A 14,263-nucleotide genomic window follows, 5' to 3' on the forward strand; every position below is an offset into this window, starting at 1 on the left:
GCTCAGTCACGGAGTGGCGCTTTGCGGCAGATGATGCCGCACGCGGAGATACCCCTGTGATCGATAAGCAGCCCCGTCGGATCGATCCGGAACTCCGCTAAATCGTGGCCGCGCGAGATCAGCAGTAGAATAATACGCTCGACATCCTGGCGCGCGAAACCTCGCCCGCTGCCCATCACTGCAGGATCATAATCGACGACGTGCACAGCGACCCCGCCTGGCCTGAGGCAGGCAATGGCCGCTTCGATGAAGCGCGCATGCTCAAGCAACGTCATATCTTCGTCGGCCGTCCAACGGGTCCAGATGAAGTCGTAGTTGACGAGGTCCGGCGCAAGCGGCGCAAGCGAAGCGGTCCGGACGGTAACGCCTTGCCCCAGTTCGGGATCAACATGGGGCAGGTTGTCTGCCGCAGCGATATCGCCACTGCCGGGTGGTACGACGAGATCAATCTCCAGCCCCCTCCCGGCAAGCCCGGCAATCACCGAGTGATCGAGGGCGCCCATGCCGGCGCCGCGTGCGCCGGGCTCCATCATCCCGTAGGTGCGGAGCGCTTCGAGTACATAGATCGCTCGCCAGCGACCGAGATCGTCCGATCCCGCCAAGGCGCCGGACTTAATCCAGCGAGCCACAGTATCACTCTTGAGCTGCCGCGCAGTCGCGAGTTGCGTCACTGGGGCAGTCAGGGTTGGCGTGCCGAGCGATACGAGATGCGGCACCGGGACAGCTTCCGACCCGAAGGCGGTATTACGCGCCTCGGCCGCGGCATCTCGCCGCGCATTAGGATCCGCCGGTCGATCCAAAATTACCCGGAGCGAGTGGGCTGTCGCGTCCGTATCACCAATAATGCCTCCGTAGAGCGCGTAAGTGACCCCGTGAAACGCCTCGAAGCGTATCTCGTAATGGCCGCCACCCGACACGAGCCGGTTGAGCGCAACACGCTCAGCTGTCGCCAGGCGCGCATGCGGGCTGTCTGCGGACAACATGTGGACACGCAGGTTCAACGTCCCTTGCGTTGCGGCCAACCCTTCGAAATGGACGGAGAAATGGGCAACACCCTCTGCCGCTTCGACATAAGCGGTATGGAAGGCGTAATCGCCATCGGGGCCGCGCGCATTCCCACCGAGACCGTCGATCTTGCTCGCCATGTCGGGCACGTACACAAACGGATCCAACACAAGGTCGGCGGGGGGCACCTGCGTCTCCGCGACGTCCATCTCGTTCAACGGCCCTTATTCACACGTTATGACGCGGGGAGAGGGCAGAATTTCCATCCTCATGGCGCGCGCATCGGCATTTAAGGCCGGCTGTCCCAGTAGGCAATGTGCTAGCGCGATTGCTTGACCGGCGGCATCGCTTATGTTTTTGGGCATTCGCCCTTTTAGCGGGACGATGAATGCTGAATTTGAAGTTGGGTTCTGCGGAAAAGTCGGTCGACGGTAGGGCGTGCATCCTGACGAGAAAGGGCGAAAGCGGTCACGCCCTTTACGGACCCTATCAGCAGCTCGTGCCCGGACACTACATCGCCGGCTTTTCGATCGAGGCGGGCGAGCCGCTCCGTTTCTGGAGAGACGCCGTATTGGCGGTGATCGATGTGTCTGCCGACTCAGGAAAAAAGCTGCTGGCGCGCGTCGAGGTGCGAAGCTCGGACGTGCGCGCCGGGCCGCGCTCGTTCGCGGTGCCATTCACTGTGGAAAAATCGTGCCGCGCCGAATATCGCGTCTGGGTCAACGGCAAGGCATCGCTGCGGATCACGGACAATTTACCGGCGGTACCGCTGACGGATGCGGACGCACTCGATACTCGCGCGATCGATCTTCAGTTTCCGGTTGAGGCGGGGCGTGCCGTTCCTTTTTTCGTCGAACATGAGGATGCGCTGCGGAGCCTTTTCGACAGGGGGGTAATCGTCCGCATCGTAGACAATGCCGTGCAACTCGTCGTGAACGGCATTACGCTCCACGCTCGCTCGGTCGATGACATACGGTTCGTCGGAGAAATGTTTTTCGAGAATGCCTATAATTTCCGACTTGCCCGACCAGTAGTAGTATTCGACGTCGGGATGAACCTGGGCTTGGCCTCACTTCACTTTGCGAGTAAACCGTTCGTCGCTGCGGTCCATAGCTTCGAACCCTTTCCTGAAACGTTTGATCGCGCCCTAGCCAATATCGCGCTCAACCCCGATCTGGCCAACAAGATAAAACCGGTGCTCGCCGGTCTTTCCGACTATGACTATAAGGGCGCGATCGTTGTTGATGATCGTGGCGATTCCGGCGCGATGACCACCCTCGGCGTCACGCAGGGGGTAGAAATCGATGTGGCGCTGCGCGACGCTGGCCCGAGCCTCGCCCCCTTGATTGAAGAGGCCCTTGCTCAGGATCTCGAGGTCATCTTGAAGGTCGATTGCGAGGGTTCCGAATTTGCGGTGTTCGCCTCGCTAGAACGGAACGGTCTTCTCGGCAAAATCCGCGCCTTTCTGGTAGAATGGCATACCATGCTCGATGATAAAGATCAGGAGACGCTCATTGCACCTCTCGAAGCGGCCGGTTACCTAATTATCGACCGGTCGCCACCTGTCGGAAACGGGTTTTTCTACGCAGTCCGCATCGAGTAGGCTACATAATAGGCCGGACTGCGAAGCGCGATATAGTGGCGCACAGATTTTCCCTTCATTATGGCCACCGGTGTGGACGGGGCCATTGATTTTGCGTGGCCGATTTCGTTGAAGTCACGCCAACGCCCGCTCCAAAGTTTTTCGCACGCCTTTCGTCGCCGGCTGCCTTCCCGGCATAACTTTGATGCAAGCGCTGGAATCCGACCACCGGGTGGCGTGTGCAGCTATTCCACATCCAAAGATTTTGGAGAGATCGAGGCTTTGACGTCGAACGGCGGGGCGGCTAGCCCTCGCCCGGAGGAGAAAGTGGGCGTGGCGGATATAATCAGGCTTGGCGCCCATGAGGTACCACTTGACTGGCCGGTCAAAGGAGAGACCCGAGCGACCTTCCGTCGCCGCTTCGAGACCGGCTTCTATCAACGCTACCTTTCGGGCAGCGTCATTCTCGATATCGGATACAAAGGCTACGAGGCCGATCCGGTACCTCTCTTTCCGCACGCAACAGGATATGATGAGGGATCTCCCGGTTATGACGGCCTGCACTTGCCGGTCGCCTCGGATACGGCGGACGGGGTATTCGTCAGCCACGCGCTGGAACATATCGCCGATTATATCGGGGCACTGCGTGAGTGGCATCGCGTGCTGAAACCGGGCGGATTTCTCGTCATAATCGTGCCCCACCAGTTTCTGTTTGAGCGGAAATGGCGCCCACCATCGCTTTGGAACCAAGATCACAAGCGTTTCTATACGCCCGCATCACTGCTCCGCGAGGTAGAGGAGGCCCTTTCACCCAACAGCTATCGAGTCCGTCATTTGCTCGATAATGACTGGCAAAATGACCTGACCGACAAGCATCCCGCCGCCATACCCGGCCCTGGCTGCTATGAGATAGAATTGGTTCTTGAAAAGGCGATTCCACCTAATTGGTCATTTGCTTAATATTATTGACGATTGATTGGAGAATTAAATTGATAAATTCGGCTCCGATTGGATTTTCTCTCGATGAATTTTATCGCGATATTTATTTATTTCAGAAGTGGGAAATTTTCCCAGGACACGTGACGGAGGCGCCGAAGGACGTCAGCGCCAATCTGGCCGCGATGAACTTCCCGACGGATTTGGCGGGCAAGCGCGTGCTTGATATCGCGCCTTGGAATGGCTTCTTCTCGTTTGAATGCGCGCGCAGAGGCGCACGCGAAGTCGTGTCGCTAGGGCCAGAAGATCCCACCCATACGGGCTTTCAACAGACCAAGGACCTCCTCGGCCTGACCAATGTCCATTATGTTCGTGACAGCATCTACAATCTGACGGTTGAGCGATATGGAACCTTCGACGTCGTGCTCTTTCTCGGCTTGATCTATCATCTTCGTCATCCGTTGCTGGCGTTGGATAGAATTTATGATGTCTGTGACGATACACTTTATTCCGATACACCAACAATAGATCGTATTATCTACGATAAGACTCTTACGGAAAATCAGCGTACGGCAATTCTCGACGCAGGCAGCGTTATCCATCAGCTACCGATGCTATATTATACGGGTAACAGTGAAACAGGTGACGCCTTTAATTGGTTTATGCCCAATATGAAGGGATTTCGAGCGCTCATTGCGTCATCCGGTTTCAATGTAACGCATCAGTCCGACGACGGCGGTGGGTGGAGTTGGATATCCGCCACCAAGAGCGAACGTCATTTCGAAATCGACCTCGAAGGATATAATCCGCACGCTGCACGGCGCTGACAAGCTAGCGTAGCGCACATTATAGAGCGCAACTTGAGATTTTTAAGGAGAGCATTCTACTCACCGATAGCTCCCCGTCGTACAAAAGTGACAAGGCCGCAAACCCTATGCTCGCGGCCCCAGCCGGATTGAGGCGCACTGAAGCATGGCGGGGAAATTGGCGATTATCTCCGTAGCTGATGGCACCCCAGGGAAAGCGCCAGAGTTTTGGCGAAGGACCACTCGATGAGGTCGCCCTCTGAACTGAGCCGTTTCCTGAAGCGAGGCCCCCGTCGCCAGACAGGCGGGACGCCCGACGTGGCGCCCCAGTCCTTGGGCAACTCGCGGATGCGATCGGCCAAATACGTTTGGCCACAAATTGGGAGGAACCCGTCGGTCCGGCGAGAGAAACTCGATTCGGGACGGCATTCTGGGACGTCGGGATTGTCAGTCAGCAACAACTTTGTCGCTACAGAAGCTGAAATCCAGTTATCTCCGGCAGAATCAGGAATTCGTAATCGCTTCCCGAATGCGGATCAGCTTCCGCAATAGCCCCTCCACGTCCCCCAGCGGCACCGCATTCGGCCCATCCGAAAGCGCCTTCTCGGGCTCCGGATGCGTCTCCATGAACAGTCCAGAGACCCCCACCGCCACGGCAGCCCGCGCCAGCACTGGCACGAACTCCCGCTGCCCACCCGAACTCGTCCCGTTCGCCCCTGGCAACTGCACCGAATGGGTGGCGTCCATCACCACCGGGCAGCCGGTGTCGCGCATGATGACGAGGCCGCGCATGTCCACCACGAGATTGCCGTAGCCGAAGCTCGTCCCCCGTTCGGACACCAGAAATTCCGGGCTCGCCACGCCCGCCGCGCTGGCGGCGGCGCGCGCCTTGTCGATCACGTTCTTCATGTCGCCAGGCGCCATGAACTGGGCCTTCTTGATATTGGCGGGCCGCCCACTCGCGCCGACCGCCTCGATCAGATCCGTCTGGCGGGCGAGGAAGGCGGGCGTCTGCAACACATCGACCACCTCGGCCACGGCCCTCACCTGCGCCGCCTCGTGCACGTCGGTCAGCACGGGCAGCCCCGTCTCGGCGCGCACCTTTTCCAGGATGCGCAATCCCTCCTCCATGCCAACGCCGCGGAAGGAGGCTCCGGAGGAGCGGTTCGCCTTGTCGAAGCTGGATTTGTAGATCAGGAATATGCCCAGCCGCTCGGCAATCCCGCGCAGCGTTTCAGCCACGGACAGGGCGAGCGCCTCGGTTTCGATCGCGCAGGGGCCAGCGATCAGGAACAGGGGTTCGTCCAGCCCCACCTTGCGGCCGAGCAATGTCATCCCGCTCATGCCCGCGCCCTCCGCGTCAGCGCCAGCATCCGATCCTCATGGGGATCACCGGCCAATATCTGCTCCGCCGTCACCGCGCGGATGCCGTTGCTCACGCTCAGTTCGCCCAGCGCAAATCCTTGCGCGATGATGTCTTCGAGGAATGCCATCGGCGCCTCATAGCGGAAGGGCGTGAATTCGAGAAAGATGGTCAGCGGCCTTCCCCCGGCGAACAGCCCGGCCATGCCGCGCCAGATCCGCTCCTCGGCGCCTTCGACATCGATCTTGATAACGTCCGCGTCGAGCAGGCCGGGCAGGGAATCCAGCCGCCGCGTCGTCAGCCGCACGCCCGGCACATCCTCCCCCGCCCCCGTCACGAGATGGGCGTTCTTGGGTTCGCCCTCGGGAATCTTGAGGACGCACGGCACGCCATCCTCATCCCACAGCGGATCGGAATGGACAGCGATCCTCTCGCCAAAGCCGTTGGCCGCGGCACTTTCGCGCAGCAGCCCCGCCATCGCCGGATTGGCCTCAAAGGCATGGACACGCCCGGAAGGCCCCACCCGATCGGCCATGAGAAGCGAGAAATAGCCCAGATTGGCGCCGATATCGATCGCCACCATGCCCGGCTTCAGCAACTCCTCCAGCGCTTCCGTCAGCCACATCTCCCAATAGCCATGGTCGATCAGGCTGCGCGAAAGCCCTTCGTCGCGCGCATCCACCAGCATCGGCATCGTCTCCAGCGCGATCACCCGCACCCGCTCCGCGCCGATCATCGCGGGCCGCGTCAGCGCGCGGCAGCGCCTTTCGCGCAGGCGGCGACAGGCGCGGCGCCAGACGGACAAGGCTTCGTCGAGGAATCCCGGCGCATCGCCCGGAAATGCGCGCGCCACGTCACTCCAGTCCGCGGCAGGCCAGCGCCGCCTCGATCACGGGCGCATCCTCGGGATTGTTGAGTTCCCAGATGTCGCAGCCCCTGGGATCGACCTCCACGACCCGCACGGGCACCCGGATGTCGAGGAAGCGGATCTGCTCCAGCCCCTCCAGCATTTCCAGTTCGCAGGCAGGCGCCCCTGCATAGGCGGCCAAAGCCTCCCGCCTGTAGGCATAGACGCCGACGTGGAGGAACAGGGGCAAGGTGGGATCGCCGATTCGCGCGGGCGGAATGTGCGGGATCACCGATTTGGAGAAATACAGCGCGTCGCCCCGGCTGTCCGTTGCCAGCGTGGTGCCACCCACGCGCCCCGCTACCTGATCCGCGAACAGCCGCCGCTGCACTTCGGGCGTCGCGCGGATCGCCGGCGTCGCCACCCGGATCGTGGGATCCGCCGCCATCGCCTCCAGAAGATCGCTCAGGAAATGCGGCGGGGTCAGCGGCGCGTCGCCCTGCAGGTTCACGACGATGTCGATATCGGCCGGCAGCGCGTCGAGCGCGGCCGCGCAACGCTCCGTGCCGTTCGCGCAGGCCTCCGGCGTCATCGCCACCTGCGCGCCGAAGCCCCGTGCCGCATCCGCGATACGGGCGTCGTCGGTCGCGATCAGCAGGGCTGCTATGTCGCGCACCTGCCGCCCCGCCTCCCACGTCCGCCGGATCAGCGGCTTGGCCTCGCCCCCGGCGCCTTTCAGCGGGGCAAGCGGCTTTCCGGGATAGCGGCTCGATGCGTAACGGGCCGGAACGATGATCGCGGCGGTCAAGCGAGCCCCAGCCGCAGGAAATCGTGGACATGGACGATGCCGACCGGCCGATCGCTGCCATCCTCCTCCACCGCGAACATCGCGGTGATCTTGTGCTTGTTCAGCAGCGCCAGCGCATCCTCGATCAGGCAGCCGGGCGATACCCATTTCGGATCCGGCGTCATCATGTCGGCGGCGGTGCTCTCGATCAGCGTATCGAAATGGCGGCGCAGATCGCCATCGGTGATCACGCCCACCAGCCGGCCCTCGCCATCCACCACGCCGGTCATGCCGAAGCTGCGCGAGGTCATCATCATGATCACGTCGCGCATCTGGCAATCCAGCGGCACGATCGGCATCGCATCGCCCTGGTGCATGATCGCCGCCACGCGCATCAGCCGCTTGCCGATCGCCCCGCCCGGATGCAGTTCCTCGAAGCCGGCGCGCGTCACGCCACGCACCTGCATCGCCGCCAGCGCCAGCGCATCGCCCAGCGCCATCATCATCGCGGTGGAGGTGGTCGGCGCCAGATTGGCGGGGCAAGCTTCGCCCACGGCCGGCAGCAATATGCCGATATCGGCCTGCCGCATCAGCAGCGAATCGGCGCGCCCGGCCACGGCGATGATCGGCAGGCCCAGCTTGCGCGCGTGGCTGATCACCGGCTGCAATTCGCTCGTCTCGCCCGAATTGGAAAAGGCGATCAGCCCGTCGCCGGGCATCAGCATGCCCAGATCGCCATGCGCCGCCTCGCCGGGATGGACGAAGACGGAGGGCAGCCCGGTGGAAGAAAGCGTCGCCATCGTCTTGCGCGCGACATAGCCGGATTTGCCCATGCCGGTCGTCACCACCCGGCCGCGCAGCGCCAAGAGCGTGGTCACGGCCTTGGCGAAATTCTCGTCCAGCGCGGCCGAGAGCGCGAGCAACCCGTTGGCCTCGGCCCCGATCACCTGCCGCCCATAGGCGACCAGATCGGCGGGCGGCGGGGTCATCCGCAGCGTTACGCTGTCCTGAACGGGCAAACAGCCCTCCTTTGTCTCTTGTTGTGCGGGCCTTAGCTTGTCCTTTCCGCACTTGCGAGCGTCTTTCAACAGGCCGGCTTGGCCATGGGGCATGGCATCGCTTATGCCCGGCGCATGATCCGGCTGCTGGCGCTCGATGTGGATGGGGTTCTGACCGACGGGGGCCTCCACTACGGCCCCGGTGGCGAGGAGATGAAGCGGTTCAACGTCCGTGACGGGCTGGGCATCAAGCTGCTCCAGCAGGCCGGCATCGTCGTCGCGATCGTGAGCGGGCGGTCCTCCGCCGCGCTGGCCGCGCGCGCGGGCGAACTGGGCATTGCGGAGCTGCATGCCGGCGTGGGCGACAAGGCCGCGATCCTCGCCGGCCTCCAGGAAAGGCTCGGCATCGCGCCTGCGGAAACGGCCGCGATGGGGGATGACCTGCCCGATCTCGCGCTGTTTTCCGCCGCTGGCCTGCGGATCGCCCCCGCCGATGCGGAACCCGAACTGATCGCCGCGGCCGATTTCGTGACGCCGCGCGCCGGGGGCCATGGCGCGGTGCGCGATGCCGCGATCCACATTCTCTCGCTGAACGGTGCCGCAGCACTGGCGGCCGGCGCAACGACGACGCACGGCTGAGGGGCTTGTTGCCGCCGCATTTCCGTCCCTAGATGGGGATCGTGAACAGTTCCGCTTCTTTCCCCTCTCCCGGGCGGCCGCCATGTTCGCGGCGCTGAGGAAGCTCGGCCTCGGCCGGAAGTCGTCTGAAGACGTATCGGTCGACATGACGGATTTCGTGCCGGCCCTGCCGGAAGGCGAACGCGTCTATGCGATCGGGGACGTTCATGGCCGGATCGATCTGCTGAACGAACTCCTCCAGTTGATCGATGAGGACGACGAGCGGCGCGGGCCGGCACGGACCACGCTGATCCTGCTCGGCGATCTGGTGGATCGCGGCCCCCATTCGGCCAGCGTGGTGGAACGCGCGATACGGCTCCATGCCGCCAGCGATCGCTTCCACGCGATCAAGGGCAATCATGAGGAGGTCATGCTGGCCGCGCTGGCCGGGGATGATGCGGCGATGCGCCTGTTCCTGCGCATCGGCGGCATCCAGACGCTGGAAAGCTATGGCGTCAGCCTGGACGATCTGCCGCCCGGTGATGAACTGGATACGATGATGCAGCGCATGCAGGCCGCCATCCCGCGCGAGCATGCGGATTATCTCGCCGCCATGGCCGACAGGGTGGCGATGGGCGATTATCTGTTCGTCCATGCCGGCGTCCGCCCGGGCGTGCCGATCGATCGGCAGGATCCCGTGGAGCAGCGCTGGATTCGCGACAGCTTTCTCGATCATGAGGGCAGCCACGGCGTGATGGTGGTACACGGCCACAGCATCACGGATCAGCCGACGCTCCGGCCCAATCGCATGGGGATCGATACCGGGGCTTATTATAGCGGCGTGCTGACGGCGCTGGGGCTGGAAGGCACGGATCACTGGCTGCTCCAGACCCGCCCGCATGGCGGGGAAGACGACGGAGAGAATGACGGGGCCGTCCCGGCGGAGGCGTGAGCGAGGCACCGCTTCTTCCCGCCGGCACGCTGATCCTCGTGCGCGAATGCGAGGGCCGGGCGCCGGAGCTTCTGATGGTCCAGCGTGCCGAAAGCATGGCGTTCGGAGCATCGGCCTGGGTTTTCCCCGGGGGCCGCGTCGATCCGGAAGATGTGGCGCTCGCTGCGGCGATCCTCGGAGAAGATGGCCCGCTGGACGATTATGCCGCCCGCGTGGCCGCGATCCGCGAAACCATCGAGGAGGCGGGGATCGCCATCGCCATTGATCCCCTGCCCGATGCGAATCTGCTCGGGCGCATCCGCGCCGCGCTGCATGAAGGCGAGGGGTTCGCAGCGGTGCTGGATCGCCATGCGCTCCGCCTCGTGCCCGAAGCGCTGCTCCCCTTCAGCCGGTGGCAGCCGTCGCATGCCGTACCGCGCCGCTTCGACACGCGTTTCTACATCGCCCGCGCGACAGCCGATGCCGCGTTTGAAGCCGACGGCACCGAAACGATCGCGATCTGCTGGACGGCGCCGGGAGCGATGCTGGCGCGTGACGACGCACGCATCATGTTCCCCACCGCCTGCAATCTGCGCCGCATCGCCGCCCTGCCCGACTTCACGGCCCTGGCCGCCCATGCGGCACTCTTTCCGGCAAGCTTCGTCAGCCCCGAAATCCGCGAGATCGAAGGTCTGCGCTACCTCTGCGTGCCGGAGGACCAGGGATATGAGGGCATGCGCATGATCCTCGAATCCGCGCTGCGCGCGTAGCGCTCAGCCGCCGCTTCGCCGCTGCATCAATTCCAGAAGCCGGGCCGCGATATCCTCCGCCGCGATATCCTCGCGCCGCCGCTCGGTGGCGCCGCCGACCGGCCACAAGGCGTAATCCGTCCGCCTGTCGCCCTGGCCCGTAAAGGCGCCCGCTAGGCTCGGCTGGTGATCGCCGTAAAAGCCCAGCCAGCCGCCGCCGTGGCGTGCGATCGCCGTCTGGAGCACGGGGATGATCGCATCGGTCGCCTCCGCGTGGCGCAGCCACCGGCCGATCGCCACGCGATCCGTCACCTCCCATTCGGACGGAAGCGCCGCCGGCGGCACTTTGTCGTTCACGCCATCCCACGGCCCGTGATTCTCGATCGTCACGAGGAACAGGAACAGGTCCGGCCCTTCCCGCGCGATGATTTCGGCGGCGAAGCGGGCCAGCGCCGCATCCGTCACGTAGCCGCCGTCGCGTTCGGCGTCGGCGAATGCCTCGTCGCCGATGAAGGCATCGAAGCCGAGATGGGGCATCACCTTGTCGCGCGCGTAGAAGCTGCGCGCATAGGGATGCACGCAGATCGTCCGGCATCCCGCCGCGCGCGCCGCCTGCGCCAGCGAAGGCAAGGGCGCCTGCGCGAAATGCTCGTAGGGATTGAAGCGATCGAGCCCGAGTTCGTCGGGTCCGATGCCCGCCACCGCCGCCAGTTCGCTGCGGATCGTATTCGCGCCCCAGCACGGCACCGTGAGCCGGCCGGAAAGCGCGGCCCCTGCGCTCATCGCCGCGAAATGCGGCATGCTGTCGCCAAGCCCAAGATGCAGCCGCCGCGCATCCACCCACGATTCACCCTGGACCAGCACCACCGGCCCGGCTCCCTTCGTCCAGTCGGGCAGGCCGCGCACGCGCATAGCCTCGCGCCGCCCCTCGCGCTCGTCGCCGGCCAGCGTCGCATGGATGATGCAGGTGGCGAGCAATCCCATCGCCCTCATGTCGGTGTCCGGGTCTCGCGTCGGCCCAAGGTGACGATAGAGCCGCGCGAGCGTCGGCCGCAGCGCCCGGCTGCCCGGCACGACGAAAGCCGCGCGCCCTATCGCCGCCGCCAGCAGTGCCAGCCCGATCTGCCCGGCCGACGAGGCATGCCAGACGGGCGGCTCCGCCCACAGCAGAGCCGCGACCAGCACGACGATCGCGATCGTGCCCGCGATCATACGCCCCGTGCCCACGAAGGCGATGTAGAAGCGGGGATGGCGCACCACCTCGATCAGTTCGGCGCGATCCGCGAACACGACGGGCTCATCCAGAACGATGCGCTTCACGCGATCCGCCACGCCCAGGCCGATGCCGAGCGCCGCTATGCCGATGCCCGCCACGATCGGCCGCGCCGTGCCCGCCGTGAAGAGCAGCCAGCCCAGCAGCGGCGGCAGCGCATCCAGCGCGAGAGTCGCCCCCCGCCCGAAGCGGGCACCGACGAGAAGGCGCAGCCCGATCCATGTCGCCAGCGCGAGCGCGAGCCCGATCGCGAATTGCAGCATCATGGGAGGGCTCAGGAGCCGGGTTCGATGTGGAAGCGGAAGCCGCGCATGATGCGATCGCCGATCGCCGCGGGCATCAGATCCGCCGCCTGCTGGCCCAGCGCCAGCAGGCGGGGATGGACGACGCGCGACGCCCGCCGGTCAATTCCCCGGGCGATCACGCGCACCATGCCGTCCAGGCTCGTCATGAACGGGGTCGGCCCCTTCCACCGATCGGTCATCGGCGTATCGAAGAAGCCGGGCACCACCACCGTCACCGCCACGCCCGAAGGCGCGAGCAGCGCGCGCAGCGCCTCGCCATACGCGCGCACGCCCGCCTTGGAAGCGCTGTAGCCGGGGCTGTAGGGCAGGCCGCGCAGCGCGGCTGTCGATGCGACGACGACAAGCTGGCCACGCCGGCGCGCGATCATCGGCGCAATCAGCGGCTCGATCACATTCATCGTGCCCAGCAGGTTGGTGCGCACCTGCAATGTCGCGAGCCGATGGCCTTCCGGCGCGCCCGCCTTGCTCGTGCCGGCCGATACGCCGGCGGCGGCGATGGCGATATCGAACGGCGCCATGCCATCCTGCATTGTGATCCAGGCGGCGATCGGCTCCGCCTCGGCCACGTCGAACAGGCCGGTGACGACCTCGGCGCCCGCCGCGCGGCAGGCCTGCGCGCTCGCCTCAAGCCGCGCCGCATCGCGCCCGATCAAGGCAAGCCGCGTACCGGGCGCCGCATAATGGCGCGCAAGCGCCGCGCCCAGCCCGCTCGACGCTCCGGTGACGAGGATGCTGCGATGCGCGGTCATCCGCGCAGCGAGGCGGCCTTGAACGCGTCGATCGCGGCGGCGCCCGGCGCGGTAAGCCGCACGGCCGGTGCCCCCGGCATGGATGCCTCGATCCGGGCGGCCGCACCTTCGATGAGCATGTTCAGCCCCTCGTCGCTGAAATAGCCGCCATGGATCAGACAGCGATCGACCAGCACGCGGCGGAAGGCATCGAACACTTCGACCTCGGGCGCCTGCGGCTTGCTCCAGAAGGCACCGAGGCCTGCCTGATGCGTGATGCGTGGAATATTGTAGACGGCGTCGCCCAGCACGATCGTGGGCACGCCATAGCGCAATGCGAGCGTGCCGGTCGTGCTGTTGACGGTCACCACGCCGCGCGCCGCCCTCACCAGCGGATCGATATCCGCCCAGGCGATGAAGAGCATGCGATCCGCTATGCCCAGCTTCTCGGCCACGGCGCGGGTCTTCTTCTCCCAGTCGGTCAGGCCGTTATCCAGCGGATGGCCCTTCACCACGAGCAAAGTGTCGGCCGGCGCATGCGCCGCGAACGAGGCCAGCACATGCTCGATGGCCGGCTGGATGCGCTTGAAGCCCGAATGGACGCGGATCTGGTAATCGCAATCCAGCTGCAGCGGGAATACGAAGAAGGGGCGCCCGTCGCCGTTCAACTGATCGATCGTGGCACTCGAACGGCGCATGCCGCCGCGCTTGCGCAGCAGACGCGCCGCCCAGCCCGCATATTCTACCAGAATGTGCCAGGGCCGGTGCGTGCGATAGCCGGGGAAGAGCGGCGTCAGCAGGAAGCTGCCGAGATTGTAGGTGAGATCCTCACGCGCGCGCCGCCCGAAGGAGGAAGCCACCGCCTGATGCTCCACCAGCGGCGGCAGAGCGCGCGCCGCGCGAAGATAATCCTCCGGAAGGCGCGGCAGCTGCGAGTGGCCGTTCACGCCATCCGCCTCCACCGTCACATAATCGGGCCGGATATAGCCTTCCTCGAACACATGGATCTGCATGCCGCGCGCGCGCGCTACCTTGATCGCGGCGGCGTGCAGCGGGCGGCAATCGCCGAACAGGACCAGATCCGTCGCCGGGGCGCGATCCAGATAGGAATCGAGGAAAGCGGGCCAGCGCTTCAGAGACCCACGATAATCGGTCGCGGCCGGCGCCCGCCAGTAAAGCTTGTCGCCGCCGTTGAAATTGATGCGGCGCACGCCATGCCCGGCCTGGGCCAGACGCTGGCCGAGCAGCGCAAAGAAAGGACCGGCCAAGCCCTGGAGAAACAGAAACTCCCGGCGCCCCTTCCGCCGCGAAACTCGATCCAAGGCTACCATCCCC

14 protein-coding genes are annotated in these 14,263 nt (G+C 64.7%); 6 read left to right on the forward strand and 8 right to left on the reverse strand.

What is annotated here, in order from left to right:
* Positions 1-2: 2 nt before the first annotated feature.
* Positions 3-1,223 (reverse strand): hypothetical protein, encoded by a 1,221-nt coding sequence (locus DI605_RS07150; RefSeq protein ID WP_293971177.1) that lies wholly within the window; start codon positions 1,221-1,223, stop codon positions 3-5.
* 170 nt (positions 1,224-1,393) lie between these two features.
* Between DI605_RS07150 and DI605_RS07155 the strand changes: the two genes are divergently transcribed.
* The 3 genes from DI605_RS07155 to DI605_RS07165 are packed head-to-tail and all read left to right on the forward strand — an operon-like array spanning position 1,394 to position 4,350.
* The gene (locus DI605_RS07155; RefSeq protein WP_293971180.1) at positions 1,394-2,608 is read left to right on the forward strand and encodes an FkbM family methyltransferase; all 1,215 of its coding nucleotides are present in this window, start codon (positions 1,394-1,396) and stop codon (positions 2,606-2,608) included.
* Positions 2,609-2,668: 60 nt separating this feature from the next.
* Positions 2,669-3,547, forward strand: a complete 879-nt coding sequence (locus DI605_RS07160) for a class I SAM-dependent methyltransferase (RefSeq protein WP_293971183.1) — start codon at positions 2,669-2,671, stop codon at positions 3,545-3,547.
* A gap of 29 nt (positions 3,548-3,576) precedes the next feature.
* Complete coding sequence (locus DI605_RS07165; protein ID WP_293971186.1) at positions 3,577-4,350, forward strand: DUF1698 domain-containing protein; 774 nt, start codon at positions 3,577-3,579, stop codon at positions 4,348-4,350.
* 483 nt (positions 4,351-4,833) lie between these two features.
* Here DI605_RS07165 and kdsA read toward each other — a convergent pair whose 3' ends face one another.
* The 4 genes from kdsA to DI605_RS07185 are packed head-to-tail and all read right to left on the reverse strand — an operon-like array spanning position 4,834 to position 8,345.
* Positions 4,834-5,664, reverse strand: coding sequence for a 3-deoxy-8-phosphooctulonate synthase (gene kdsA / locus DI605_RS07170; RefSeq protein ID WP_293971413.1), 831 nt, complete (start codon positions 5,662-5,664; stop codon positions 4,834-4,836).
* A 5-nt stretch (positions 5,665-5,669) separates the two neighbouring features.
* A complete protein-coding gene (locus DI605_RS07175; protein ID WP_293971189.1) occupies positions 5,670-6,545 on the reverse strand; it encodes an FkbM family methyltransferase in 876 nt (291 codons plus the stop codon).
* A gap of 1 nt (position 6,546) precedes the next feature.
* Positions 6,547-7,347, reverse strand: a complete 801-nt coding sequence (locus tag DI605_RS07180) for a 3-deoxy-manno-octulosonate cytidylyltransferase (RefSeq protein WP_293971192.1) — start codon at positions 7,345-7,347, stop codon at positions 6,547-6,549.
* A complete protein-coding gene (locus tag DI605_RS07185) occupies positions 7,344-8,345 on the reverse strand; it encodes a KpsF/GutQ family sugar-phosphate isomerase (RefSeq protein ID WP_293971195.1) in 1,002 nt (333 codons plus the stop codon). The genes DI605_RS07180 and DI605_RS07185 overlap by 4 nt, the downstream gene beginning before the upstream one ends.
* An 84-nt stretch (positions 8,346-8,429) precedes the next feature.
* On the opposite strand from DI605_RS07185, the gene DI605_RS07190 reads away from it, so the two are divergent.
* The 3 genes from DI605_RS07190 to DI605_RS07200 all read left to right on the forward strand — a co-directional run bounded on the left by DI605_RS07190 (position 8,430) and on the right by DI605_RS07200 (position 10,643).
* Positions 8,430-8,963, forward strand: a complete 534-nt coding sequence (locus tag DI605_RS07190; RefSeq protein WP_293971417.1) for an HAD family hydrolase — start codon at positions 8,430-8,432, stop codon at positions 8,961-8,963.
* A gap of 82 nt (positions 8,964-9,045) precedes the next feature.
* Positions 9,046-9,894 (forward strand): metallophosphoesterase, encoded by an 849-nt coding sequence (locus tag DI605_RS07195; protein ID WP_293971197.1) that lies wholly within the window; start codon positions 9,046-9,048, stop codon positions 9,892-9,894.
* The gene (locus DI605_RS07200; RefSeq protein WP_293971200.1) at positions 9,891-10,643 is read left to right on the forward strand and encodes an NUDIX domain-containing protein; all 753 of its coding nucleotides are present in this window, start codon (positions 9,891-9,893) and stop codon (positions 10,641-10,643) included. Before DI605_RS07195 ends, DI605_RS07200 begins: the two co-directional genes overlap by 4 nt.
* 3 nt (positions 10,644-10,646) lie before the next feature.
* Here the strand turns inward: DI605_RS07200 and DI605_RS07205 are convergent, their stop codons facing one another.
* Genes DI605_RS07205 through DI605_RS07215 form a run of 3 tightly spaced genes read right to left on the reverse strand, consistent with a single transcriptional unit; the run spans position 10,647 to position 14,250 of the window.
* Positions 10,647-12,161, reverse strand: a complete 1,515-nt coding sequence (locus DI605_RS07205) for an LTA synthase family protein (RefSeq protein ID WP_293971203.1) — start codon at positions 12,159-12,161, stop codon at positions 10,647-10,649.
* Positions 12,162-12,169: 8 nt separating this feature from the next.
* A complete protein-coding gene (locus DI605_RS07210; protein WP_293971206.1) occupies positions 12,170-12,949 on the reverse strand; it encodes an SDR family oxidoreductase in 780 nt (259 codons plus the stop codon).
* Complete coding sequence (locus tag DI605_RS07215) at positions 12,946-14,250, reverse strand: capsular biosynthesis protein (protein ID WP_293971209.1); 1,305 nt, start codon at positions 14,248-14,250, stop codon at positions 12,946-12,948. Before DI605_RS07215 ends, DI605_RS07210 begins: the two co-directional genes overlap by 4 nt.
* Positions 14,251-14,263 lie beyond the last annotated feature (13 nt).

The organism is Sphingomonas sp., from assembly GCF_003248515.1.
Taxonomy (GTDB): domain Bacteria; phylum Pseudomonadota; class Alphaproteobacteria; order Sphingomonadales; family Sphingomonadaceae; genus Sphingomonas_I.

What these genes read in the sequence shown, in the direction of transcription:
- kdsA (WP_293971413.1), bottom strand. Translation starts at nt 5,664, where the DNA reads ATGACATTGCTCGGCCGCAAGGTGGGGCTGGACGAACCCCTGTTCCTG.
- DI605_RS07210 (WP_293971206.1), bottom strand. Translation starts at nt 12,949, where the DNA reads ATGACCGCGCATCGCAGCATCCTCGTCACCGGAGCGTCGAGCGGGCTG.
- DI605_RS07195 (WP_293971197.1), top strand. Translation starts at nt 9,046, where the DNA reads ATGTTCGCGGCGCTGAGGAAGCTCGGCCTCGGCCGGAAGTCGTCTGAA.
- DI605_RS07160 (WP_293971183.1), top strand. Translation starts at nt 2,669, where the DNA reads ATGGCCACCGGTGTGGACGGGGCCATTGATTTTGCGTGGCCGATTTCG.
- DI605_RS07205 (WP_293971203.1), bottom strand. Translation starts at nt 12,161, where the DNA reads ATGATGCTGCAATTCGCGATCGGGCTCGCGCTCGCGCTGGCGACATGG.
- DI605_RS07155 (WP_293971180.1), top strand. Translation starts at nt 1,394, where the DNA reads ATGCTGAATTTGAAGTTGGGTTCTGCGGAAAAGTCGGTCGACGGTAGG.
- DI605_RS07190 (WP_293971417.1), top strand. Translation starts at nt 8,430, where the DNA reads ATGGGGCATGGCATCGCTTATGCCCGGCGCATGATCCGGCTGCTGGCG.